Genomic DNA, 23,633 nt, shown 5'->3' on the forward strand with positions numbered 1-23,633 from the left:
GGGGCGCGGCAGCCGGGCGGGGCCGGACGCCTGCGGCGGCTGCATCATGGCAGGCGACCGGCAGGACATGTCAATGGTGTTTGCCGACTGGCCACCCACTTGTCAGACAACGGCCGAATCCGGGCCGTCGGGGCCCCCGTCGGCGGGCGGGAGGCGGGTGGGGGCGGCGCCGGCGGCGGCCGGTTCGACGGAGCGGCGCCTGACGAGCAGGACGACGATCAGGACGACCTGGAGCACGATCGGCAGCACCGCGCCGGGGTACGCCGCGGGGTCGGCGCCGACGCCGTTGGACAGCAGGCTGAAGTCCCACAGGCCGTGGACCAGCATCGGCAGCAGCAGGGTGGAGCCGACGCGCAGGCACAGGTAGAAGAAGTAGCCGGAGGTGGAGACGACGACGGCCTGCAGGACCGCCTGCGCGCCCGAGCCGATGGCGTTGCTGAGGTGGACGAGGCCGAAGACCACCGAGGTCCAGAGCGCGACCCGGCCCTCGCTGAACCCGGCCTTCCGGAAGACCTGCACGCCGACGCCCCGGAACATCAGTTCCTCGCCGACGCCCACGCACACCGTCACGGCGAGCAGCGCCGCCACCATGGACGGCGGCTGGTCGGCGAGGTTCGGGTAGTTCACCGCCAGGACGGCGACGACCAGCATCGAGACCGGCACGAACCGCACCCAGCGCCGCACCGGCACCCGGCAGCGCAGCACGTCGCCCCACCAGCCGAGCCGGCTCACCAGCACCGCGCCGAACACCACCGACAGGCCGATCGGGACCAGCCCGTTGCGGACCAGCGCCTCGGTGGTGGGGAACTCGCTCTTCGCACCGCCCCGGTCGACCCCGATGAGCAGGCCGAGGCCCTGGATGATCGCGAGGTAGACGACGACCACGGCGAGGAACCACGGCCAGGTCAGCCGCCGGGTTCGGGCGTGGGACGGATCTGCGGCCATGGGGGGCTCCGTTCGGGCGCGGTGGCGGCTCCGCCCGCGGGGAGGCGCGCGCCCCGTGCGCAGGACGGAAATACCTGCACATGAAAGGCAGATGCTCATTTCTACCCCCGATATCGGTGAATCGGGCGAATCCGGACGGGCGGGGGTGTCGGCGGCCCGGGAACCGTATTCGGCCATCGTCGCCCGGTTGCCGCCGACGTGTGGGGGGCGGACCTCGCCCGGGGTGCCGTCCTCGGCGCCGCTGCCCCGGGTGCCGGCGCGGGTCTCGCCGCCCGCCGGCCCCCGGGCCGCCCGCGAGCGGGGCTACGGTGCCTTGACGTCCGACTGCCGGCCGCTCTTGAGCAGGCAGTCCCGGAACTCGTACCAGGGCGCGGTGCCGGTCCAGCGGAGGAAGCCGGTGTCGCCGGTGCCGGCCGTCGCGTTGATGAAGCGGCAGCCGTCGTAGAGCAGCTTGCCCGCGGTGGTCGCGGTCGGCGCGACCACCTGGTGCGAGCCCATCAGGGTGCAGTCCTGGTAGCGGACCATCGGCCCGCGCGAGGGGTTGACGGTGTCGAAGCGGTACACGTGGGTGACGGCGGACGGGGCCCAGCTCTGGAAGGAGTTGGCGGTGTCGTCGCAGGAGACGAAGGTGATGGTGCCCTTGTACCAGGCGGAGTCGATCAACTTGTGCCCGGCGCCGCGCAGTTCGAACCGGATGCCCTGGACCAGCAGCCGCATGACCGAGTCGGCCCGGGTGGCGGCCTGCGCGCCGAGCTGGAAGACGGTGCCGGTGGAGGCGGCGTCGGTGATGATGTACGAGCCGCCGATGAAGTTCATCGACCCGCCGCGCTCGTTGCGCACGAACACGCCGGACTTGAACTCGGCCTTGCAGTCCCGGAACCAGTAGTTCAGGAACTGGTCCTGCTGCGAGACGGCCGGGGTCATGCCGATCACCAGGAAGGCGTCGGCGTAGGACCCGCCGATCTGGCAGTGGTCCCAGCCCATCTCGCTGTTCAGGTTGGCGGTGGCGGGGCCGTCCAGGCCGATGCCGACCTTCCAGCTGCCGCGCCACTCGACGTCGGTGTACCAGGTGTCCTGCACGCCGTACGCGGCCGAGGACCGGGCGAGGTTGAACGTCGCGGTCGGGTCCAGGCTCTCGAAGGTCAGCCCGCTGATCCGGATGTTGCGGTACCGCTGGTCGTTGGTCCACAGCACGGTGTCCCGCGCGGCCGGCGCGTACGTGATCCGGGACAGCCGCTTGCCGTAGCCGACGATCGCGATGCCGTCCACGACCTTCTTGGCCACCTCGCCGCTGACGTTCGGCAGCAGCGAGTCCGGCTGGTTCAGCAGGTAGTTGCCCGGCGGGACGAGCAGCACCTTGGTCGGCGTCGGGCCGCCCACCGGGTTGACCTGCTCGGTGGCCAGCAGCTCGGCCGCCGCCGCCCGGAACGCCGCGTCACTGGCCGTCCGCCCGGTCGGGTCGGCCCCCTTCGCCAGGACGTCCACCACGTAGCCGTCCACCCCGGTCGCCGCACCGGCCGCCGCGGCGCTGCCGCCGCCCAGCACCAGGCCCCCGGCCAGCGCCCCGGCCCCGGTGAACCCGGCCAGCACCGCCCGCCGCCCGGGCCGCCCCGCCGCCCCGTCGGCCCGCTCCCGGCCGTCGCCGTTCCCTCGCCCCGTGTTCCTGGACACGCGTTCCCCCTCGTGATCGGTCGTCATCGTAGGGGTGTGATCATCTGTCATGTCCGTTCGGATGAAAAGGTTTTCCCGCGTACTGACCCGAACTCCGGTGCGGTAGGCGGAGTTTGCCACGAAAAGTCGGCGCCGGCCGACCCGGCCCCCGGTCAGGTGGTGGCGGTGGTGCGCAGCTCGAAGACGTCCTGGTTCAGCGGGCGTTCGACGGCCGGGACGGGTGCCGGGGCGGGTGCCGGGGCGGCCGCGGGCCGGGGTTCGGGCGCGCTGCGGAAGTCGAAGAGGTTCCGGTCGACGTGGTCGAGGGCGAGCCGGACCGCTCCGAGGGCGACCGTCTCGGCGCCGAGCTGGGAGGCGCGCACCTCGGGCGCGTCGAGGCAGAGCCGGCCCAGGTGGCGGCGCATGGGGACGGCCAGGATCTCGCCCGCGACGGAGATGCCGCCGCTGATCACCACCAGGTCCGGGTTGACGGTCAGCACCATGGCCGCGGTGCCCTGGGCGTAGGTGCGGGCGAAGCGTTCGACCCGGTCGAGGGCGGCCGGGTCGCCGTCGGCGGCGGCGGCGAAGACCTGCGCGGTGTCGGCCTCGCCGCGCAGGTCGGCGAGGTCGCTGCCGTCCCAGCCGAGGATGGCCAGTCCGGCGATCTCGCCGGCCGCGCCGGTCCGGCCGCGGTGCAGCCGGCCGCCCAGGACGAGGGCGGCGCCGGTGCGGTGGCCGGTGAGCAGCTGGATGAAGTCGTCGGTGCCCTGGGCGGCGCCGCGCCAGTGCTCGGCGAGCGCGGCGAGGTTGGCGTCGTTCTCGGCGAAGGCGGGGCAGTCGAACCAGCCGGACGCCTCCTCGGCCAGGTGCAGGTCGTCCCACTCCGGCAGGGGCGTGGACAGCCGGACCCGGCCGGTGCCGTCGACGATGCCCGGCACGCCGACGCACAGGGCGCGCAGCCGGGCCGCGGGGTGCTCGGCGAGCAGGCCGGCCGCGGCGTCCCGGATGGCGGCGAGCCGTTCCTCGCGGGTCGGTCCGGCGGCCAGGGCGGCCCGCCGGGTGTCGATCAGCCGGCCGTCGAGGTCGGCCAGGAGCAGCAGCACGGAGTGCGCGCCGACGTCGATGCCGAGCACGTGCCCGGCGTCGGCCCGGAAGCGGTGGCGCCGGGCGGGCCGTCCGATGCTCTTGCCGGGGGCGACCTCCTCGACCCAGCCCAGCCGGGCCAGGTCGTCCAGGACCTGGTCGACGGTCTGGCGGGAGAGCGAGGCGGCCTTGCTGATCTGACTGGTGGTCATCGGTTCGCGCCCGCGCAGGGCGCGCAGGACGGCCTCCAGATTGAGCCGGCGCAGCACGGCCGGATCGCCGCCGACGAGCGCTTGACCCTTCACCGGACCTCCCTTCCCCCGGCCGCCCTGGCGCGGCCCGGGAGCCATCATAGGACACCTCCGGCGACATATGCAGGATAGTTACGAAAGAACCCGACCGAACTGTTGACGTGGCGCTTCGCGGCTTCCTACGATCCTGCCAACCCCTTAAGCAAGAACCCTTCATAAGGGTCGCACCCCCCACCGAGGAGCCGGCCATGCCGTCGTCCACCCCCACCTCCGGCCGCAGAGGCCCCCGCCGCCCGGCCCTGGCCGCCTGTGCCGCCCTGCTCGTGGCGGGCCTGGCGAGTGCCTGCGGCACCCCCGGCACCGCCCCGGCCTCCTCGACCGCCCCCTCGGCCGTCTCCACCGCGATCACCACCGACAAGGTCACCCTGTCGGTGCTCAGCTCGGACACCTCCGAGACCACCAAGGCGCTGAGCGCGGCGTTCCAGAAGAAGTACCCGAACGTCACGGTCGACTTCCGCTTCACCGGCGTCGACAGCTACGACACCAGCCTGGACCTCACCCTCGGCTCCGACAGCGCGCCCGACCTGGCGCTGCTCAACAAGCTCGGCAACACCGCCAAGGCCGGTCTGATCCGCCCCCTGGACCCGTACGTCGACGCCTACGGCTGGGACAAGTCCGTGTCGGCCAGCGAGCTGGACCAGTGGCGCGCCGACAGCCAGGGCAAGACGCTGGGGGTGGGCAAGCTGTGGGCCGCGCCGGCCGGCTTCTCCCTGGTCGGCGTCTACTACAACAAGGACATCGCGGCGAAGCTGGGCATCGAACCGCCCACCACGCTCGCCGAGTTCGAGCAGGACCTGGCCAAGGCCAAGGCCGCCGGCGAGCTGCCGATCCAGATGCCCAACATGCAGGGCCAGTCGTCCTACCTCTTCCAGGCCCTGACCGACAACTTCCAGGGGCCGGACAAGAGCACCGCGTGGGCGTTCGGCAGCTCCGGCAGCAGCCTGGAGAACGACCCCGCCACCCGGGCCGCCCAGAAGGTGGCCGACTGGGCCAAGCAGGGCTACCTGCCGAGCGGCGCCAACGGCACCGACGGGGCCGCGGCGATGACCGCCTTCACCAAGGGCCAGGGCCTGTTCATGTTCGACGGCAACTGGGACGCGACCGCGGTCGACAAGGCGCTGCCCGGCAAGGCCGGCTTCTTCACCCTGCCCGGCGAGAGCGCCGGCGCCCCGGCGACCGGCGTCGGCACCTCGCTCGCCTACGCCATCCCCACCAAGGCCGAGCACCCCGACCTGGCCGCCGCGTTCCTCGACTTCATGACCACCCCCGAGGCCGCGGCCATCGAGTTCGCCAGCGGCTACATGCCCGTCGCCCAGGCCGACACCGTCAAGACCCCCGACAACAGCATCCTGAAGGACTACGCGGCCGCCTGGGCCGGGGTCGCCAAGAGCAACGGCCTGGTGCCGTACTTCAACAACAGCACCCCGACCATGAACGACACCCTGACCTCCCAGGGCCAGCAGCTCGTCGCGGGCCGGACCTCGCCCGCCGACTACCTGAAGGCGCTCCAGGACGACTGGCAGAAGGGCCACAAGTGACCGCCGCGCACCAGCCGGCACCCAGGACCGCCGCCCCGGCCCCAGCCCGCACGCAGCGGGCCGGGGCGGCCCCCGCCGCGGGCGGACGGGCGGCGGCCCGCCGGGGGCGCTCCGCCGGTGCCGCCCGGAGCCGCGCCGGGCGCGGCCCCCGCCGCCAGCGGGTCGCCTACCTCTACCTGCTGCCCGCGCTGCTGCTGTACACGGCGTTCGTGATCGCGCCGTGGCTGCACACCCTGGAGCTGTCCTTCTACCGCTGGGACGGCGTCACCGCCGGCGTCTGGACCGGGCTGGACAACTACCGGCAGGTGCTCACCGACCCGCAGCTGATCGGCTCGCTGTGGCACGCCCTGGGCTTCATCGGCTTCTACACCGTGCTGCCGATCGCCGCCGGCCTGGTGCTGGCGGCCGTCATCGGCCGGGCCCGGCAGGGCCGCAACTTCGCCGTCTCCCGCACCGTGCTGTTCCTGCCGCAGATCGTCCCGCTGGTCGCCGTCGGCGTCATCTGGCGCTGGATGTACGCCCAGGACGGCACCGTCAACCAGCTGCTGGACGCGGTCGGCCTGCACTCCTGGACCCGGGCCTGGCTCGGCGACTTCACCTGGGCCTACGTCGCGGTCGGCCTGGTCGGCAGCTGGGTGATGCTGGGCCTGTGCCTGGTGCTCTTCCAGGCCGGCATCCAGAAGATCGACACCAGCCTCTACGAGGCCGCCCGGATCGACGGCGCCGGGCCCGTCCGGGAGTTCCTCTCGGTCACCCTGCCCGGCCTGCGGGCGGAGATCGGCGTCGCGGTCACCGTCACCGTCATCTCGGCGCTGGCCAGCTTCGACGTCGTCTACGTGACCACCGGCGGCGGCCCCGGTGACACCACCACCGTGCCCGGCCTGCTCATCTACCGGCTCGCCTTCACCGGCGGCGAGGTGGGCACCGCCTGCGCCCTGGCCGTCGTCCTCAGCCTGCTGATCTCGCTGGTGGTCCTCGCCATCGGCCGCCTCACCCGGGAGCGCGCATGAGCCGCACCGACCGCCTGACCGGCCGCGCGCTGCTGGCCGTCTTCTGCGCGGGCGTCCTGATCCCGTTCGCCGCGCTCCTGCTGGCCGCGCTCAACCCGCCCGGCACCCCGCTGTCCGGCCTCTCCCTGCCCGAGCACCCCACCCTGGCCGCCTTCGGCCGGGCCTGGTCCACCGCCGGGTTCGGCCGCCTGCTGGCCAACAGCGCGATGGTCGGCCTCGGCGTCGTCCCGCTCGCCCTGTTCTGCGCGACGCTGGCCGGCTACGCCTTCGCCACCATGCGCTTCCGCGGCCGGGAGGTCATCTTCGGCCTGCTGCTGCTGGGCCTGACCCTGCCCTACGAGGCCGCGGTCGTCCCGCTCTACTACGACCTGCGCTCGCTGGGCCTGACCGACACCCCGGTCTCGCTGATCCTGGCCCTGGTCGGCCTCTACATGCCGTTCGGCGCGTTCTGGATGCGCCAGCAGTTCACCGCGCTGCCCAAGGAACTGCTGGAGGCGGCCTCCCTGGACGGCGCCTCCAGCTGGACCGTGCTGTGGAAGGTGCTCGTCCCCTGCGTCCGCCCGGCCCTGACCACCCTGGGGCTGCTGTACTTCCTGTGGGCCTGGAACCAGTTCCTGCTGACGCTGATCCTCATCCAGACCCCGGCCCACCGCACCGCCCCCGCCGGCCTGGCCTTCTTCGTCGGCGCCCACACCACCGACGTGCCGATGCTGGCCGCCGCCACCCTGATCGTGATCGGTCCCGTGGTGCTCGTCTACCTGCTCTTCCAGCGCAACTTCGTCGCCGGCATGGTCGCCGGAGCCGTCAAGGGCTGACCCCGGCCCGCCCTCCCGTGCCCGCGCCTCCCGCGCCCGCGCCGCCCTGCCGTGCCCGTCCCGGGCGCAGCACGCCCTCCTTCCGCCTCCCGACCCAAGGACCCGTCGCCCATGACCCCTCCCCTTCGCCTGCTGCTGGTCGGAGCGGGCAACCGAGGCAGCACCTACACCGGCTACGCCGCCCGCACCGGCCGCGCCGTGGTCGCCGCGGTCTGCGAACCCGACCCGGAGCGCGCCGCCCGGGCCCGCGCCGCCCACCCGGACGCGGAGATCCTCACCGACTGGCGACCGCTGGCGCAGCGGCGGAAGTTCGCCGACGCCGTCGTGATCACCACCCAGGACGCGGACCACGTCGACCCGGCCGTCGCGTTCGCCGGACTCGGCTACCACATCCTGCTGGAGAAGCCGATGGCGACGACCGAGGACGACGTCCTGCGCATCATCGACGCCGTCGAGCGGGCCGGCGTCATGCTCGCCGTCTGCCACGTGCTGCGCTACACCCCCTACACCCGGGCCCTCAAGCGGATCGTCGACTCCGGCCGCCTCGGCGAGGTCGTCAGCGTCGAGCACCTGGAACCGGTCGGCTGGTGGCACCAGGCGCACTCCTACGTGCGCGGCAACTGGCGCCGCGAGGCCGACGCCACCCCGATGCTGCTCGCCAAGTCCTCGCACGACCTGGACTGGCTCTCCCACATCGTCGGCCGGCCGGTGCTGCGGGTGTCCTCCTTCGGCGGCCTGAAGCACTTCCGCGCCGAACAGCGCCCCGAAGGCGCCACCGACCGCTGCCCGGACTGCCCGATCGAGGCGTCCTGCCCCTACTCCGCCAAGCGCCTGTACGTCGGCTGCCTGGGCGACCCGGACCGCGAGCGCTGGCCGCTGTCGGTCGTCACCCCCGCCCGCACCGAGGACGGGGTGATCGAGGCGCTGCGCACCAGCCCCTACGGCCGCTGCGTGTACGCCTGCGACAACGACGTGGTCGACCACCAGGTGGTCAACCTGGAGTACGAGGGCGGCGCCACCGCCTCCTTCACGATGACCGCGTTCACCGAGTACGCCCAGCGCAAGACCCGGATCTTCGGCACCCACGGGCAGCTGGAGGGCGACGGCGTGCAGGTCACCCTGACCGACTTCCGCACCGGCGCGAAGGAACTGCTCACCCTGGGCCTGGAGGGCGCCGACGCGGGCACCGGGCACGGCGGCGGCGACGAGCGGCTGGTCGACGCGTTCCTGGACGCCCTCGCCACCGGAGACCCCCACCGCATCCTGTCCGACCCGCGCACCAGCCTGGAGAGCCACCTGGTCGCCTGGGCCGCCGAGCGCGCCCGCCACGGGCACACCGTCGAGCCGATCCGCAGCCGCTTCCCGGTCGGCGCCCCGGCCGCCCCGGCCGCGCCGACGCCCTGAGCCTCCGCGCCCCCTGCCCCACCCCCTGACCCGGCCCCCGAGCCGGGCCCCTGGAACTCCGCCCCCACCCGCCACCGGCGTCCGCACCGCCGGCGGCGGCAGCGGACCGCGGCACCCTCGCCGCACACACCCCCCGTCCGGGCGGCACCGCACACCGCCCGGACGGGACGACCACCCCCACCGAGAGGACTCAACGATGAGGACAACCGCAAGACGCCTGCTCACCGGCCTGCTGGCGACGGCCACCGTCGCCGCCGGCCTCGGCGCCACCGTCCCGGCCACCGCCACCGCCGCCGCGCCCGCCGCGCCGGTCGTGTTCTCGCCCGCCACCATCGCCCCCACCCCGTACCTGGGCTGGAGCAGCTGGAGCCTGCAGGCCACCACCTACCCGGGCGTCAACCCGCACAGCTGGTCCAGCTGGCTCAACGAGGACCACATCCTCCAGCAGGCCAACGCGCTGGTCTCCACCGGCCTGGCGTCCGCCGGCTACACGTTCGTCAACATCGACGCCGCCTGGTACGCCGACATCGACCGCAACCCGCACTTCGACGCCTACGGCCGGATCGACCAGGACACCACCCGCTTCCCCGACCCGATGGCCACCGTGGTCGACAAGGTGCACGCCCTCGGCCTCAAGATGGGCGTCTACGACTACGCCGGCATGGCGAAGGAGGCGTACAACCTCAACGCCCCCGTCTACGGCACCACCCACGGCTGCACCACCCAGAACGCTGTCCTCAGGGACTCCACCGGCGCCCCCGTCGTGCTGCCCAGCGCCTGGGACAACGCCTACGCCCTCGACATGTCCGACGCCAACCCCTGCGGCTACGAGTACATCCACTCGGTCGCCCAGAAGCTCGTCGGCTACGGCATCGACTACCTCAAGCTCGACGGCGTCACCCCCTCGGGCACCTCGGGCACGGTCGCCGACCTGGCCAGGAGCAGCTACTACGAGGTCGCCGGCTGGCGCAAGGCGTTCGACGCCCTCGGCTGGCAGGGCCACCTGGAACTGTCCTGGGCGATGCGCAAGGACGAGGCCCCCTACTGGCAGCAGAACGCCACCGGCGTCCGCACCCAGGGCGACGTCGAGTGCTACTGCAGCACCCTGGTCGACTGGAACCACGTCGTCTCCCGCTTCACCAGCGCCCCGGGCTGGGCGCCCTACACCAAGCCCGGCTTCTTCCCCGACCTGGACTCGCTCGACGTCGGCAACGGCGCGATGGACGGCCTGACCGACGACCAGCGCCGGACCGCCACCACCCTGTGGTCCATCGTCAACTCCCCGATGTACACCGGTGACGACCTCACCAAGCTCGACTCCCTCGGGCTGTCGCTGCTCACCAACCCGGAGGTCATCGCCCAGAACCAGCAGGGCCTGCCCGCCAAGCCGGTCAGCCAGGCCACCAACCAGCAGACCTGGTACGTCCGGAACAAGGACGGCAGCTACACCGTCGCGCTGTTCAACCTCGGCTCCACCGCCGCGACCGTGACCGCGAACTGGGCCGACCTCGGCCTGCGGACCGCCCAGTCGGCGGGCGTCCACGACATGTGGACCCACACCGACCTGGGCACCGGCACCGGAAGCTTCAGCGCCACCCTGCCCGCCTACGGCTCCCGGCTGCTCAAGCTCACCCCCAGCGGCCCGGTCGCGCCCAGCGGCCCGATCACCGGCCTGGCCGGCAAGTGCGCCGACGTCAAGGGCGCCGTCTCCACCGACGGCACCGACCTCGACCTGTGGGGCTGCAACGGCGGCGCCAACCAGAACTGGACCATCCCGGGCGACGGCACCGTCCGCGCCTACGGCAAGTGCATGGACGTCCGGGGCGGCGCCACCGCCGCCGGCACCAGCGTCCAGCTCTACACCTGCAACGGCACCCCCGCCCAGTCCTGGACCTACCAGAGCGACCACACCCTGAAGAACACCAAGTCCGGCATGTGCCTGGACGTCGCGGGCGCGACCAGCACCAGCGGTACCCGCCTCGACATCTGGCCCTGCAGCGCCGCCGGCAACCAGCTCTGGAACCTGCCCACCGCGTGACCCGGCCACCGGGCCGCCGGTGCGGCCCGGTGCACGGGGCGGGCGCGGCCGGACCGATCCGGCCGCGCCCGTCGGGCCCGACGGCGGGAGAACGGGGGAGGAGGCGTGGAGCGGCGGCCCGATCGCCTACGGTGTGGGCATGGGTACCTGGGCGAAGTCGCTGCCGCCGGTCAAGAGCAAGGCCGATCTGGCCTACGAGAGCCTGCACCGGGCGATCGCCGACGGCGATCTGAAGCCGGGCGAGCGGGTCAACATGGACGAGCTGTCCCGGGCGCTCGGGGTCAGCAAGATCCCGATCCGGGAGGCGGTCAAGCGGTTGGAGTCCGACGGGCTGCTGGTCACCCGCCCGCACGCCGGCCCGGTGGTCGCGGGGGTGGACGCCGCCGAGATGCGCGGGGTGTTCCTGGCCCGGGAGGCGATCGAGGCGCTGGTCGCCGAACTCGCGGCGGCCCGGATCACCGAGGACCGGCTCGCCGAACTGGCGGACGTCCAGGCCCGGATGACCGCCGCCCTCGACGCCGGGACCACCGAGCGGATGGCAGAGCTGAACTCCCGGTTCCACGGCGTCCTCGCCGAGGCGGCGGGCTACCGGGTGCTGGCCGAGCTGACCGACCAGCTGCTGCTGACGGTGCGCCGCTACCGGGTGGCCGCGCCGCTGGACACCGGCAGCTGGGAGGCGGTGGTCGCCGAGCACGAGGTGCTGCTGGCCGCGGTGCGCTCGCGCGACCCCCGGGCCGCCGCCGACGCCGCCCGGGCGCACATCCGCTCCCAGGCCGACCAGGAGCCGGTGCCCCGGGAGGGCTGACCCCGCGGGGCGTGTCCGGATCGTTGCGCTGGGTTTGTTGAGCCTTGGACAGTAGGCAGGATATCGCATACGATTGACCGATGGGTGAGAACAGCTGGGCGAATCCGCTGCCGGTGGTCAGGAGCAAGGCCGATCTGGCCTACGAGAGCCTGCACGGGGCGATCGCGCGCGGCGACCTCAGGCCGGGGGACCGGGTCAACATGGACGAGCTGTCCCGGGTGCTGGGCGTGAGCAAGATCCCGATCCGGGAGGCGGTCAAGCGGCTGGAGTCCGACGGGCTGCTGGTGTCCCGGCCGCACGCCGGGGTCACGGTGGCCGCCGTGGACGTGGCCGAGATGCGCGGGGTGTTCCTGGCCCGCGAGGCGATCGAGACGCTGGTGGCCGGCCTGGCCGCGGAGCGGATCACGGACGGTGCCCTCGCCGCGGTCGAGGGCGTCCAGGCGGAGATGCGCGCCGCGCTGGAAGGCGGGGAGCTGACCGCGATGGCGGAGCTCAACTCCCGCTTCCACCGCCTGCTGGCCGAGGCGGCCGGCTACCGGGTGCTGGCCGAGCTGACCGATCAACTGCTGCTGACGGTGCGCCGGTTCCGGATCACCGCGCCGATGGGCGAGCGCGAGTGGGGCTCGGTCGTCGAGGAGCACGAGGCGCTGCTGGCCGCCCTGCACGCGCGCGACGCGCGGGCCGCGGCGGACGCCGCCCGGCTGCACATGCGCGCCCAGGCCGACCACGAGGTCGCCGTCGGCGCCTGACACCCGGCACCGACCGCGCCGGACTCCCGTGGTCCGGACGTCGAACGGTCCGGAGGCTGAACGGTCCGGAGGTCGAGGAGCCTGGCTGCCGAAGGGCCCGGACGCCGAAGGGCCCGCCGGTCCGCTCCCGCTCGGGGGAGCCGGACCGGCGGGCCCTTCGGCGTTCTCGACGGGCCGTCAGGCGTCCAGCGGGGGCAGGCCCAGCCGTTCGCGGTGGGTGTCGCGGAGCAGGCTGGCGGGGCTGACCAGGCGGGCGCCGGCGTCCAGGACGAGTTCGGAGCCGGTGAGCAGCGCGGCGGCGGGGCTGAGGGCGAGGGCGACGGCGTCGGCGACCTGCGCGGCGTCGGCGACGGTGCGCAGCGGGTTGCTCTCGCGCAGCCGGGCCAGGTCCTGGTCGGCGCGGGCCCCGAGGCGGGACTCGGTGGCGGGGGTGCGGACCCAGCCGGGGGAGAGGGTGAGGAAGGTCAGCCCGTGGTGGCCGTAGTCGACGGCCAACTGCCGGGTGAGGGCGGCGACGGCGCCCTTGGCGGCGGCGTAGGCGGGCAGGCCGGGCGCGGCGGTGCGGTGCAGGACCGAGCCGACCGTCACCACGGTGCCCGTCCCGGCGGCCAGCATGGCGGGCAGCACCTCGCGCACGCACAGGAACACCGAGGTGAGGTTGGCGTCCAGCACGTGGTGCCACTGCGCGTCGGTGGTCTCGTGCAGCGGCGCGCCCTCGGTCAGTCCGGCGCAGGTGACCAGGGCGTCGAGGTGGCCCAGCCGGTCGAGGGCGGCGGCGACCGCGGCCCGCACCTGGACGGGGTCGGTGGCGTCCGCGTGGTGCATCCGGACCCCGTCGGGGCCGGTGCCGGCGAGGTCGAGGCCGGCCACCTGCCAGCCGTCGGCGAGCAGGCGGGCGGCGACGGCGCGGCCGATGCCGCCGGCCGCGCCGGTGAGGAGGGCCGTTCTGGTCATGAGGGGGCCTTTCGGGACGGCGGAGCGGGGGCGGACGGGCGGGGGCGAAGGAGGAACGTATACTATATCTGAAATGCTGTTCGAGCCCTGGAGGCAGGCGTGCAACCGGACGACCTCATCGAGAGCCTGCGCAGGCACCGGCTCCTGGCCATCGTCCGCGGGAGCGACCCGGACGCGGCGCTCGACACGGTCCTGGCGCTGTTCCGGGGCGGTGTCCCGCTGGTCGAGGTGTCGCTGACCACCGCCGGGGCGCTGACCGTGATCGAGCGGGCCCGCGCCGTCCTGGGGGAGGACGCGGCGCTCGGCGCGGGCACCGTCCTCACCGCCGCCGACGCCCGGGACGCGGCGGCGGCCGGCGCGTCCTTCGCCGTCACCCCCGGGGTGACCGCCGCGCTCGGCCGGGCCCGTGAGTCGGGCCTGCCGGTGCTCGCCGGGGTGGTGACGCCCACCGAGGTGGCGCTCGCGCTGGCCGAGGGCGCCGCCGCGCTCAAGCTCTTCCCGGCCGCCCTCGGCGGCCCCGGATACCTGAGGGCCCTGCGCGACCCGTTCCCCGCCGCGCACTTCGTCCCCGTCGGCGGCGTCGACGCCCGGGCCGCCGCCGCGTTCCTGGCCGCCGGGGCGCTGGCCGTCGGCGTCGGCGGCCCGCTGGTCGGCGCCGCCGCCCACCCCGGCGGCGACGCCGGACTGCCCGGCCGGATCGAGGAGTTCCTGCGCGTGGTGAAGGAGGAGCGGCCGTGCTCGACGTCGTGACGCTCGGGGAGGCGATGGGCGCGCTGCGCGCCGACCGCCCCCTGCACCTGGGCGGCTCCCTCGACCTGTCGGTGGCCGGCGCCGAGGCAAACGTCGCCATCGGGCTGGCCCGGCTCGGCCACCGGGTGCGCTGGGCGGGCGTGGTCGGCGCCGACGAGTTCGGCCGCCTGGTGCTGCGCACTCTGCGCGCCGAGGGCGTCGACCTCGCCCACGCCCCGGTGGCCGACCACGCGCCCACCGGACTGGTCGTCTTCGAACCCCGCACCACCGACCTGACCCGGGTCGTCTACTACCGCACGCACTCGGCGGGCAGCCTGCTGTCCGAGCGGCACGCCGCCGCCGCGCTCGCCGAGGGCGCGCACGTGGTCCACCTGACCGGTGTCACCGCCGCCCTGGGCCCCGGCCCGCTGGGCGCCGTGCGGTACGCGGCCGAGCGGGCGAACCGCACCGGCGCGGCGCTCTGCCTGGACGTCAACCACCGCGCCCGGCTGTGGACCGCCGCGGACGCCGCCGAGGCGCTGCGCCCGCTGGCCGCCCGAGCCACCGTGCTGGTCGCCTCGGACGACGAGCTGCACCTGGCCGCCCCGGCGGCGGCGGACACCGAGGCGGCGCGGGTGGAGGCGCTGCTGGAGGCGGGCGTCCGGGAGGTGGTGGTCAAGCGCGGCGCCGAGGGTGCCGAGGTGTTCACCGAGGACGGGTCCACGGCCCGGGCGGCGGTGCGGGTGACGGTGCGCGACACGGTCGGCGCCGGTGACGCGTTCACGGCCGGCTACCTGTCGGGCCGGCTGGACGGCCTGTCGGTGGCCGACCGGCTGGAACGGGCGGTCTCGCTGGGCGCGTTCGCAGTCGCCGCGGCGGGCGACTGGGAGGGCCTGCCGGTCCGGACCGAGCTCGGACTGCTCTCCGCCGCGCCCGGCACCGCCCTGCGCTGAGCGCCGCCGCGTGCTGAGCGGCGCCCCGCACCGCGTACCACCCGCACCGAACGGAGGAGTCGCCGATGCGCGAGGACCACTGGCGGCCGGTCGGCCCGGCCCGGCACCAGCTGGCCGAGGCCGCGCGCTGGCACGACGGGCGGCTGTACTACACCGACCTGCTGCGCGGGACGCTGCACGCCTGGGACCCGGCCCGGCCGGGCCGGGTGCGGACGCCGGCCGACCTGGGGGTGCCGCTGGGCGCGGTGGCCCCGGTGGCGGGCCGGGCGGGGGAGTGGATCGCCGCGGCCGGGGACGGGATCGTCCGGCTGGGCCCCACCGGCCCGGTGCGCTGGCTGGCCCGCCCGGAGGCCGGTGCCGACCGGCCGCGGCGGATGAACGACGCGGGCTGCGATCCGGCGGGCCGGTTCTGGGCCACCAGCATGGCCGCCGACGCGGCCGAGGGCGCGGGCAGCCTGTACCGGGTGGACACCGACGGGGGCGTGCACCGGGTGCTGGCGGGACTGACCGTGCCCAACGGGCCGGTCTTCGCCCCGGACGGCACGGTGCTCTACCTCGCCGACAGCGCCCGCGGCGAGATCACCGCGCACGCCCTCGACCCGGCCACCGGGGAGCTGGGCCGCAGCCGGACGCTGGTGCGGCTGCCCGCCGCGCAGGGCCGCCCCGACGGCATGGCCGTGGACGCCCGGGGCCGGCTGTGGGTCGCGGCCTGGGGGGCGGGGACGGTGCGCTGCCACGCCCCGGACGGCCGGCTGCTGGGAGCCTCGGCCGTCGGTACGCCGCACGTCAGCAGCGTGGCCTTCGGCGGCGGGCTGATGTTCGCCACCACCGCCCGGCACCGGCTGCCGGAGCCGGACGCCCTGGCGGGCGCGGTGCTGGCCCGTCGTTCGGAGGTGGCCGCGCCGCCCGCCGCGGCCTACCGGGAGGAGGCCGGGACACGAAACGGAAACACCGCCGCAGCAGCTATGGACCGCATTTCGTATATCGCATACGGTAACTCGCACAAGCCGCCCCCAGCCGGTGGGAGAACCCCGTGACCACCACAGCACACCCCGGAAGAACCCTCGTGAACAACACCCCCAGCGCCCCCACCCGGCGCACCATGGCCGCCGCGACCGTCGGCACCGTCATGGAGTGGTACGACTTCAACCTCTACGGCCTCGCCTCGGCGCTGGTCTTCGGCCCGCTCTTCTTCGGCTCCAGCTCGACCGGCGCCACCCTGGCCTCCTTCGCCACCTTCGGCGTCGGCTTCGCGGCCCGCCCCGTCGGCGGCATCCTCTTCGGCCACCTCGGCGACCGGATCGGCCGCAAGTACGTCCTGCTGGTCACCATGCTCGGCATGGGCGTCGCCACCACCCTGGTCGGCGTCCTGCCCACCCACGCCACCGTCGGCGTGTGGGCCCCGGTCCTGCTCGTCCTGCTGCGGATCTGCCAGGGCATCGCGGTCGGCGGCGAGTTCGCCGGCGCGACGCTGCTCACCGTCGAGAACTCCCCCAACGGCAAGCGCGGCCTGTTCGGCTCCATCCCCGCGATGGGCACCGGCGCCGGCTCCGTCCTGGCCACCGCCGTCTTCGCCCTGGTCGCCCTGCTGCCCGACCACGCCTTCCTCACCTGGGGCTGGCGCATCCCGTTCCTGCTCAGCTTCGTCCTGGTGCTGTTCGGCGTGTGGCTGCGCCGGGGCATCAAGGAGACCCCGGTGTTCACCGAGCTGGCCGACCAGGCCGAGACCGTCCGCTTCCCGTTCCTGACCGTCGTCAAGGAGCAGCCCGGCGCCGTCCTGCGGGTGCTCGGGATCACCGCCTCCGGCTTCGTCTGGGCCTACCTGATCCAGGCGTTCGGCCTCTCCTACGCCACCAAGGACCTGGGCATCCCCAAGTCCACCATGCTGTGGGCCGCCGCCCTGGCCGGCGCCCTGGAGATCCTCACCATCCCGTTCTGGGGCTGGCTCTCCGACCGGATCGGCCGCCGCACCATGGTCGCCATCGGCCTGGGCTGCACCATCGTCTACGCCTACCCGTTCTTCTGGCTGCTGGGCACCGGCAACACCGCGCTGGTCTTCTTGGCGCTGGTGCTGGCCGTCCCGGTCTGCAAGGACATGGTCTTCGGCCCGCAGGCCGCCCTGGTCGCCGAGCAGTTCGACGCCCGGGTCCGGTTCAGCGGGGTCAGCGTCGGCCGCGAGTTCGGCGGAGCGATCTTCGGCGGCACCACCCCCTTCATCGGCGCGGCGCTCGTCGCCGGCACCGACTCCATCGCCCCCGTCGCCCTCTACGTGGTGGCCGGCTGCCTGATCACCGCGGTCGCGGTCTTCAGCGGACGCGAGACCTCGCGCGGCGACATCCTCGAACACGCCTGACCCGCCCCGCCCTCCGACCGAGGGCGGCCCGCACCACCCCCGCAGGAGAGAGACCCGTGAGCACCCAGCCGCTCCGCATCACCAAGGTCGAGGCCCTGGCCCTGTCCGCCAGCTTCGACGACCTCTACGACTCGCCCGCAGACGTGCCGGACTGGCTGCGCTACCCGGCCTCCAGCCACCTGGTGCTGCCCCGCCGCGGCCAGTACGCCACCCTGGTCAAGGTCCACACCGAGGACGGCAGCGTCGGCATCGGCGAGGCGTACGGCCTGCCCTCCCCGCAGGTCACCGCCACCGTCGTCGCCACCGTGCTGGCCCCGCTGCTGATCGGCCAGGACGCGCTGGCCACCGGCGCGGTCTGGGAGCGCCTCTACCAGGGCCAGGCGGCCGGCGGCCACAACCGCGGCTTCTACCTCGAAGCCCTGGCCGGCGTCGACCTCGCCCTGTGGGACCTGCGCGGCAAGCTCGCCGGACAGCCCGTCCACCGCCTGCTCGGCGGCCCGATCCGGGAGACGGTGCCCTGCTACGCCAGCCCCGTCGCGCTGCACGCCGACCCCGAGGACTCCGCCCGCCAGGCGCTCGGCTTCGTCGACGCCGGCTTCAAGGCGCTCAAGGTCAAGATCGGGCGCGGCGAGCGCACCGACCGGGCCCACCTGAGCGCGGTGCGCGCCGCCGTCGGCGAGGACGTCGAGATCCTCACCGACGCCAACTGCGCCTACGACCTCGACCGGGCCACCCGGGTCGGCGCCGTCCTGGCCGACCTCGGCATCTCCTGGTACGAGGAGCCGCTCCAGGTCGACGACCTGGCCAACCTGGGCGAACTGCGCCGCCGCACCGGCCTGACCGTGGTCAACGGCGAGACCCACTTCACCCGCTTCGACCTGCGCGAGTCCCTGCTGAACCGGGCCATCGACGTCTTCATGCCGAACGTGGCCCGGTGCGGCGGCATCACCGAGGCGATGCGGCTGTCCGCGCTCGCCTCCGCCTTCCACGTCGACATCGCCCCGCACGGCGTCGGCTCCGGCGTCAGCCTGTGCGCCGCCCTGCACCTGTGCGCGGCCACCCCGAACCTGCGCACCTACGAGTACAACCGGCTGCCCAACCCGATCCGCGAGGCCATCCTGCGCAACCCGCCGAAGTTCGCCGACGGCGTGCTGACCGTGCCCACCGGCCCGGGCCTGGGCTTCGACCTCGACGAGGACGCCGTCGACCGCTACACCGTCGCCCGTCTCTGACCCCGGCCGGAGACGCGGACACCCGCAGTACCCCGTCGCCTTCCCCACCCACCCCCGGAGGTAGACCATGGCCCTGCCCGAGCCGAGCGGGATCAGCCGCCGCTCCATGCTGCGCGGCGCCGCGACCGTCGGCGCCGGCGCGGCGCTCTCGCCCCTGCTCCACCTGTCCCCGGCCGCGGCGGCCACCGCCGCCGCCACCTCGGGCAGCTACGCGATCCGCTTCGACCAGGCCGCCAAGCAGACCATCCTCGGCCTGGGCTTCGAGATCCAGTCCGACTCCATCGGCTCGGGCAACAACGGCCTGCCGGACACCGTCAGCGGCGTCCCGCACGACCTCACCGCCTCCGAACTCACCCGGTTCTACCAGCAGATGCTGATGGGCGGCCGCTCCGACCGCGGCTTCCGCTACTGCCGGCTGGCGATGGGCCTCTACTACCGGGGCCTGGACCCCACCCGCAAGCACATCCAGGACCGCTTCGCCGGCCAGGGCGCCGGACTCGCCGACATGATGAGCCGCGCCCGGATCGAGGGCACCTCGGTGGAGTACTGGTCGCCCGCCCCGGGCTGGAAGTCCAACGACTCCTACATCGGCGGCCACCTCTCCTCCTTCGACCCGCAGTTCCTGTCCGACTTCGGCGACGCCCTGGTCGGCGACCTCGACCACCTCACCGCCCAGGGCGTCCCGGTCTCGATGTGGGGCCTGCAGAACGAGCCCCGGCTCTCCACCGGCTACTCCTCCTGCGTCTACACCGCCGACCAGTACCTGGCGACCTTCAAGGCCGTCGTGCCGAAGATCAAGTCCAGGTACCCGAACGTCATGGTCACCGCCGACAGCCTCGACGGCTGGGGCGGCGCCATCGGCCAGGCGATCACCCGGGACGCCACCGCGCTGTCCTACGTGGACGCCTGGACCTACCACCGGATCGGCTACGACTCCGACTACCAGATCGACCACGACTTCCGGGTCGGAGCGTCCGGCAAGACGGTCTTCAACAACGAGTTCGAGTACCTCGACAACACGACCTCGGACGTGCGGACGGTCAACACCGCCCAGTCGATCATGAACTGGATGGTCTTCCAGGACGCCCCCACCTGGTTCTGGCTGCACGCCCTCAAGCCCACCACCAACGCCGAGGCGCCCGGCTACTCGCTCGGCTTCTGGCGACCGCCGGGCGACACCGACTTCAGCCACTTCCCGGACATCCCGGTCGGCCACTGGGACTTCAACCCGCAGAACTGGAACGCCGTGGCCGGCTTCGTCCGGTACCTGCCGTGGGACTCCGTCCGCTACGGCGTCGACGAGTCCGCCGTCCTGCGGGACCAGCGGATCATGGCCTGGAAGACCCCGGCCGGCAAGCCCGTCTTCGCGATCACCAACCGCTCCGCCACCGACTCCTTCACCTACACCGTCGACACCCGGACCGCCGCCGCCTTCGAGGGCCACCGCTACGGCCCCTCGACCAACAACCAGTCCCTGGGATTCAAGACCGGCCCGACCCTGACCATCACCGTCCCGCCGCTGTCCATCGAGTTCTGGGTCCGCACCCCCTGACCCGCCCCCCGCCGCCCCGGACCCCGGCCCGGGGCGGCCCCGCAAGCCGCGGCGGTGCCCACCGCCCCCGCCCTGACGGGCGGCGGGCGCCGCCGCACCCACCGAGCACCACCCCGGAGGACACCGTGTCCTGCTTCTCCACCGCCTCCACCGCCTCCACCGCTCCCGCCGCTCCGTCCCCGGGCGCGCCGGCTCCGTCGGCGCGCCCGCCGCACGTCTGGGGGCCGCCGTGGATCGTCACCCTGCGCACCGCCCTGGACGACGGACGCACCGGCCTGCGCGTCTCGGCGCACTGGACGCCCACCGCCGCGGAGGCCGTCGCCGCCGCCGGGCGGCAGGCCGCGCTGGCGGGCGCGCCCGGCACGGGGGAGCGAGCCGAGGTCCGCCGGTGGGAGCCGAGCGGCCTGCCCCGTTCCGCCGCCGCCACCCGCTGAACGGGCCCGCCACCCCGACCGCCGCCGCGCCCGCTACTCGTCCGGACAGGCCGTCGGCCCGGCGGGCTCCCAGAATGTAGGGGTGAGCGAGCACGGGAGACCGCGGTGGGCCCGGTTGCCGCGCAGTCTGGCGACGCGGGTGTTCCTGCTGCAACTGGTGGTGATCGTGGTGCTGGCCGGTGCCGCGCTGGCGGCGCTGGTGGTGCAGGCCCGCCAGCGCACCACGCAGGAGGCGTACGACCGCTCGATGTCGGTCGCCGAGTCCTTCGCCAACGCGCCCGGGACGCGCGCCGCGATGGAGTCCGCCGACCCCAGCGCCGTCCTCCAGCCCGCCGCCGAACAGACCCGGATGAAGGCGGGCGTGGCGTACGTGGTGGCGTTCGACCCGAACGGCATCCGCTGGTCCCACCCCGACCCGAGCCTGATCGGCGGCCACGTCTCCGGCGCGTTCGCCCCCGCCTTCAGCGGCCGGCCGTTCCAGGAGACCTTCGACAGCACCCTGTTCGGCCGGGCCGTGGACACCACGGTCGCCGTCTTCGACCCCGCCGGGAAGCCGGTGGGCCTGGTCTCGGTCGGCATCCAGGTCAAGAGCGTCCAAGAGCACCTCCAGGCGCAGCTGCCCGTGCTGTTCGCCGCCACGGGCGTCGCCCTGGTGCTCGCCGCCGGCGGCTCGGCCCTGGTCAGCCGGCGGCTGCGGCGGCAGACCCACGGCCTGGGACCGGCCGAGATGACCCGGATGTACGAACACCACGACGCCGTGCTGCACGCCGTCCGCGAGGGCGTCGTCATCACCGGCGACGGCCGCCTGCAACTCGCCAACGACGAGGCCCGCCGCCTGCTCGACCTGCCCGCCACGGACCCCGCCCCGCGGCTCGACGCCCTCGGCCTGCCGCCCGACCTCGCCGACCTGCTCGGCTCCGGCCGCACCGCCACCGACGAGGTGCACCCCGTCGGCGACCGCCTGCTGGCCGTCAACCAGCGCCCCGTCCGCCGGGCCGGCCGCACCGACGGCGCGGTCGCCACCCTGCGCGACACCACCGAGCTGCGCGCGCTGGCCGGCCGCGCCGAGACCGCGCACCGCCGCCTCGACCTGCTGTACGCCGCCGGACTGCGGATCGGCACCACGCTCGACGTCACCCGCACCGCCGAGGAACTCGCCGCCGCCGCCGTCCCGGAGTTCGCCGACTACACCACCGTCGAACTCCTGGAACCCGTGCTGGAGGGCGCCGAACCCGAGCCCGGCAGCCTGCGGGTGCGCCGCACCGCCCGGGTCGGCGTCCGGGCCGGCTTCCCGCTGTACCCGCTCGGCCACCCCGTCGGCACCGCGCCCGTCTCCACCATCCCCGCCGACCTGGTCGCCGGCCGGGCCCTGCTGATCGACCTCGCCGCCCGCGACGACTGGTGCGCCGACCCCGAACACGCCCGCGAACTGCTCGACTTCGGCCTGCACAGCCTGGTCTCGGTGCCGCTCCAGGCCGGCGGCCTGGTCCTGGGGGTGGCCAACTTCTGGCGCGCCGAGCAGCAGCCGTTCACCGCCGACGACCTCGCCTTCGCCGAGGAGCTCGCGCTGCGCGCCGCCGTCTGCCTGGACAACGCCCGCCGCTACACCCGCGAGCACGCCACCGCCACCGCGCTCCAGCGCAGCCTGCTGCCCGGCGAACTGCCCGCCCACAGCGCCGTCGACACCGCCTGGCGCTACCGGCCCGCCGAGGCCGGCGTCGGCGGCGACTGGTTCGACGTCATCCCGCTCTCCGGCGCCCGGGTCGCGCTGGCCGTCGGCGACGTGGTGGGCCACGGCGTCGGCGCCGCCGCCACCATGGGAAGGCTGCGCACCGCGGTGCACAACTTCGCCGCCCTCGACCTCGAACCGGACGAACTCCTCGCCCAGCTCGACGAGTTCGCCACCCGACTCGACCCCAACGCGGACGGCGCGGTCACCGGCGCGACCTGCCTGTACGCCGTCTACGACCCGGCCACCGGGCACTGCGCGCTGGCCTCCGCCGGCCACCCGCCGCCCGCGCTGCTGCACCCCGACGGCACCGTGCACGTCCCCGAGCTGCCGCTCTCCCCGCCGCTGGGCACCGGCGCGGCGCTGCCCGCCGAGCTGCTCGACCTGCACCTGGACGAGGGCACCCTGCTGGTGCTGTTCACCGACGGCCTGCTCCAGCAGCGCCACCGCGACACCGACGAGGCGTTCGGCCTGCTCGCCCGGGCCCTGGCCGGCTCCGACGGCACCCCCGAGGGCGCCTGCACCGCCGTCCTGGACGCGCTGCTGCCCGAACGCCCCGAGGACGACGTCGCGCTGCTCGCCGCCCGCACCCGCCGCCTCGACCCCGACCGGATCGCCGAGTGGCGGCTCGAACGGGACCCCGCCGCGGTCTCCCGGATCCGCGCCGAGGTGACCGCGACCCTGGAGCGCTGGGGCCTGGAGCACAAGGTCTTCGCCACCGAGCTGATCATCAGCGAACTCGTCACCAACACCATCCGCTACGGCACCGAGCCGGTCCGGATGCGCCTGCTCTGCGACGACCGGCACCTGATCTGCGAGGTCGCCGACGGCAGCAGCACCTCCCCGCACCTGCGCCGCGCCGCAGACACCGACGAGGGCGGCCGGGGCCTCTACCTGGTGGCCCGGTTCTGCGAGCGCTGGGGCACCCGCTACCTGGCCCGCGGCAAGATCATCTGGGCCGAGCAGACCCTCGCGGAGGACCCGGGCCCCGCCGAGCCGGACGCCGACGCCCTGCTCGACCAGTGGGGGGACCTGTAACGACGGTCGGGGCGTCCGGACCGGACGGCGGGGCCCGGGCGGGGCGGCGGGGCTCGGACCGGGTGGCGGCGGACCGCCGCCGGGAGCAGGTCGACGGCCCCGACCGGCCAGAGGACCAGCGAGGCGCGGACGTCGACGTCCAGCCGGGGGAGGAGCAAGCCCGGCCAGCCGGGGGGTGACGGCGGGCAGCAGCGCGCAGGGCGATCTGGGCCCGGGAGGCCCCGGCGGAACGCTGCACCGGATGGCCGCCGTCGGCGGCGCCACCGGCGACCTGCCGACCGCCCACCGGGCCGGCGCCCGGGTCTCCGCCG

General features: G+C 74.4%; 19 protein-coding genes. 15 read left to right on the top strand and 4 right to left on the bottom strand.

Translation table 11 applies throughout. The features are described from left to right. Window positions 1-102 precede the first annotated feature (102 nt). The 3 genes from ACIP60_RS31650 to ACIP60_RS31660 all read right to left on the bottom strand — a co-directional run bounded on the left by ACIP60_RS31650 (window position 103) and on the right by ACIP60_RS31660 (window position 3,983). Complete coding sequence (locus tag ACIP60_RS31650) at window positions 103-945, bottom strand: lysostaphin resistance A-like protein (protein WP_400691004.1); 843 nt, start codon at window positions 943-945, stop codon at window positions 103-105. Window positions 946-1,248: 303 nt separating this feature from the next. Then, on the bottom strand, window positions 1,249-2,616 hold the full coding sequence (locus tag ACIP60_RS31655) for a hypothetical protein (protein WP_400691007.1): 1,368 nt from the start codon (window positions 2,614-2,616) through the stop codon (window positions 1,249-1,251). 152 nt (window positions 2,617-2,768) lie between these two features. Continuing rightward, window positions 2,769-3,983 carry an ROK family protein gene (locus tag ACIP60_RS31660; RefSeq protein ID WP_400691010.1) on the bottom strand — a complete coding sequence of 405 codons (1,215 nt, stop codon included), beginning with the start codon at window positions 3,981-3,983 and terminating at the stop codon, window positions 2,769-2,771. Between the two features lie 194 nt (window positions 3,984-4,177). Here ACIP60_RS31660 and ACIP60_RS31665 point away from each other — a divergent pair, with 194 nt between their 5' ends. The 7 genes from ACIP60_RS31665 to ACIP60_RS31695 all read left to right on the top strand — a co-directional run bounded on the left by ACIP60_RS31665 (window position 4,178) and on the right by ACIP60_RS31695 (window position 12,348). Then, window positions 4,178-5,527 carry an ABC transporter substrate-binding protein gene (locus ACIP60_RS31665; protein WP_400691012.1) on the top strand — a complete coding sequence of 450 codons (1,350 nt, stop codon included), beginning with the start codon at window positions 4,178-4,180 and terminating at the stop codon, window positions 5,525-5,527. Further along, window positions 5,524-6,537 (top strand): carbohydrate ABC transporter permease, encoded by a 1,014-nt coding sequence (locus ACIP60_RS31670; protein ID WP_400691015.1) that lies wholly within the window; start codon window positions 5,524-5,526, stop codon window positions 6,535-6,537. Before ACIP60_RS31665 ends, ACIP60_RS31670 begins: the two co-directional genes overlap by 4 nt. Then, window positions 6,534-7,352 carry a carbohydrate ABC transporter permease gene (locus ACIP60_RS31675; RefSeq protein WP_400691018.1) on the top strand — a complete coding sequence of 273 codons (819 nt, stop codon included), beginning with the start codon at window positions 6,534-6,536 and terminating at the stop codon, window positions 7,350-7,352. Before ACIP60_RS31670 ends, ACIP60_RS31675 begins: the two co-directional genes overlap by 4 nt. A 111-nt stretch (window positions 7,353-7,463) precedes the next feature. Continuing rightward, window positions 7,464-8,756 carry a Gfo/Idh/MocA family protein gene (locus ACIP60_RS31680; protein ID WP_400691021.1) on the top strand — a complete coding sequence of 431 codons (1,293 nt, stop codon included), beginning with the start codon at window positions 7,464-7,466 and terminating at the stop codon, window positions 8,754-8,756. A 196-nt stretch (window positions 8,757-8,952) separates the two neighbouring features. Then, on the top strand, window positions 8,953-10,794 hold the full coding sequence (locus tag ACIP60_RS31685) for a ricin-type beta-trefoil lectin domain protein (RefSeq protein WP_400691024.1): 1,842 nt from the start codon (window positions 8,953-8,955) through the stop codon (window positions 10,792-10,794). A gap of 139 nt (window positions 10,795-10,933) precedes the next feature. Further along, window positions 10,934-11,599 (top strand): GntR family transcriptional regulator, encoded by a 666-nt coding sequence (locus ACIP60_RS31690; protein WP_400691027.1) that lies wholly within the window; start codon window positions 10,934-10,936, stop codon window positions 11,597-11,599. A gap of 80 nt (window positions 11,600-11,679) precedes the next feature. Continuing rightward, on the top strand, window positions 11,680-12,348 hold the full coding sequence (locus ACIP60_RS31695) for a GntR family transcriptional regulator (RefSeq protein ID WP_400691030.1): 669 nt from the start codon (window positions 11,680-11,682) through the stop codon (window positions 12,346-12,348). A gap of 177 nt (window positions 12,349-12,525) precedes the next feature. Here ACIP60_RS31695 and ACIP60_RS31700 read toward each other — a convergent pair whose 3' ends face one another. Then, window positions 12,526-13,302, bottom strand: a complete 777-nt coding sequence (locus ACIP60_RS31700; RefSeq protein WP_400691033.1) for an SDR family NAD(P)-dependent oxidoreductase — start codon at window positions 13,300-13,302, stop codon at window positions 12,526-12,528. A 99-nt stretch (window positions 13,303-13,401) separates the two neighbouring features. Here ACIP60_RS31700 and ACIP60_RS31705 point away from each other — a divergent pair, with 99 nt between their 5' ends. The 8 genes from ACIP60_RS31705 to ACIP60_RS31740 all read left to right on the top strand — a co-directional run bounded on the left by ACIP60_RS31705 (window position 13,402) and on the right by ACIP60_RS31740 (window position 23,322). Then, entirely contained in the window at window positions 13,402-14,052 is a 651-nt protein-coding gene (locus ACIP60_RS31705; RefSeq protein ID WP_400691036.1) for a bifunctional 4-hydroxy-2-oxoglutarate aldolase/2-dehydro-3-deoxy-phosphogluconate aldolase, read from the top strand. 14 nt (window positions 14,053-14,066) lie between these two features. Continuing rightward, window positions 14,067-14,984: a sugar kinase gene (locus tag ACIP60_RS31710; protein ID WP_400691086.1), complete on the top strand. Its 918-nt coding sequence runs from the start codon at window positions 14,067-14,069 to the stop codon at window positions 14,982-14,984. Between the two features lie 65 nt (window positions 14,985-15,049). Further along, window positions 15,050-16,021, top strand: a complete 972-nt coding sequence (locus ACIP60_RS31715) for an SMP-30/gluconolactonase/LRE family protein (RefSeq protein WP_400691039.1) — start codon at window positions 15,050-15,052, stop codon at window positions 16,019-16,021. A 29-nt stretch (window positions 16,022-16,050) separates the two neighbouring features. Continuing rightward, window positions 16,051-17,337, top strand: coding sequence for an MFS transporter (locus tag ACIP60_RS31720; RefSeq protein WP_400691042.1), 1,287 nt, complete (start codon window positions 16,051-16,053; stop codon window positions 17,335-17,337). Between the two features lie 56 nt (window positions 17,338-17,393). Further along, the gene (locus ACIP60_RS31725; protein ID WP_400691045.1) at window positions 17,394-18,569 is read left to right on the top strand and encodes a mandelate racemase/muconate lactonizing enzyme family protein; all 1,176 of its coding nucleotides are present in this window, start codon (window positions 17,394-17,396) and stop codon (window positions 18,567-18,569) included. A gap of 67 nt (window positions 18,570-18,636) precedes the next feature. Continuing rightward, entirely contained in the window at window positions 18,637-20,121 is a 1,485-nt protein-coding gene (locus ACIP60_RS31730) for a hypothetical protein (protein ID WP_400691048.1), read from the top strand. Between the two features lie 125 nt (window positions 20,122-20,246). After that, window positions 20,247-20,555: a hypothetical protein gene (locus ACIP60_RS31735; RefSeq protein WP_400691051.1), complete on the top strand. Its 309-nt coding sequence runs from the start codon at window positions 20,247-20,249 to the stop codon at window positions 20,553-20,555. Between the two features lie 82 nt (window positions 20,556-20,637). Beyond that, entirely contained in the window at window positions 20,638-23,322 is a 2,685-nt protein-coding gene (locus ACIP60_RS31740; protein WP_400691054.1) for a SpoIIE family protein phosphatase, read from the top strand. The last annotated feature ends 311 nt before the right edge of the window (window positions 23,323-23,633 follow it).

It is taken from the genome of Kitasatospora sp. NPDC088783, from assembly GCF_044750705.1.
Lineage (GTDB): Bacteria > Actinomycetota > Actinomycetes > Streptomycetales > Streptomycetaceae > Kitasatospora > Kitasatospora fiedleri.

Excerpts from the sequence above, each read along its gene's own strand:
- ACIP60_RS31695 (WP_400691030.1), top strand. The coding sequence starts at position 11,680 with ATGGGTGAGAACAGCTGGGCGAATCCGCTGCCGGTGGTCAGGAGCAAG.
- ACIP60_RS31650 (WP_400691004.1), bottom strand. The coding sequence starts at position 945 with ATGGCCGCAGATCCGTCCCACGCCCGAACCCGGCGGCTGACCTGGCCG.
- ACIP60_RS31685 (WP_400691024.1), top strand. The coding sequence starts at position 8,953 with ATGAGGACAACCGCAAGACGCCTGCTCACCGGCCTGCTGGCGACGGCC.
- ACIP60_RS31700 (WP_400691033.1), bottom strand. The coding sequence starts at position 13,302 with ATGACCAGAACGGCCCTCCTCACCGGCGCGGCCGGCGGCATCGGCCGC.
- ACIP60_RS31665 (WP_400691012.1), top strand. The coding sequence starts at position 4,178 with ATGCCGTCGTCCACCCCCACCTCCGGCCGCAGAGGCCCCCGCCGCCCG.
- ACIP60_RS31730 (WP_400691048.1), top strand. The coding sequence starts at position 18,637 with ATGGCCCTGCCCGAGCCGAGCGGGATCAGCCGCCGCTCCATGCTGCGC.
- ACIP60_RS31675 (WP_400691018.1), top strand. The coding sequence starts at position 6,534 with ATGAGCCGCACCGACCGCCTGACCGGCCGCGCGCTGCTGGCCGTCTTC.
- ACIP60_RS31690 (WP_400691027.1), top strand. The coding sequence starts at position 10,934 with ATGGGTACCTGGGCGAAGTCGCTGCCGCCGGTCAAGAGCAAGGCCGAT.
- ACIP60_RS31710 (WP_400691086.1), top strand. The coding sequence starts at position 14,067 with ATGGGCGCGCTGCGCGCCGACCGCCCCCTGCACCTGGGCGGCTCCCTC.
- ACIP60_RS31715 (WP_400691039.1), top strand. The coding sequence starts at position 15,050 with ATGCGCGAGGACCACTGGCGGCCGGTCGGCCCGGCCCGGCACCAGCTG.
- ACIP60_RS31680 (WP_400691021.1), top strand. The coding sequence starts at position 7,464 with ATGACCCCTCCCCTTCGCCTGCTGCTGGTCGGAGCGGGCAACCGAGGC.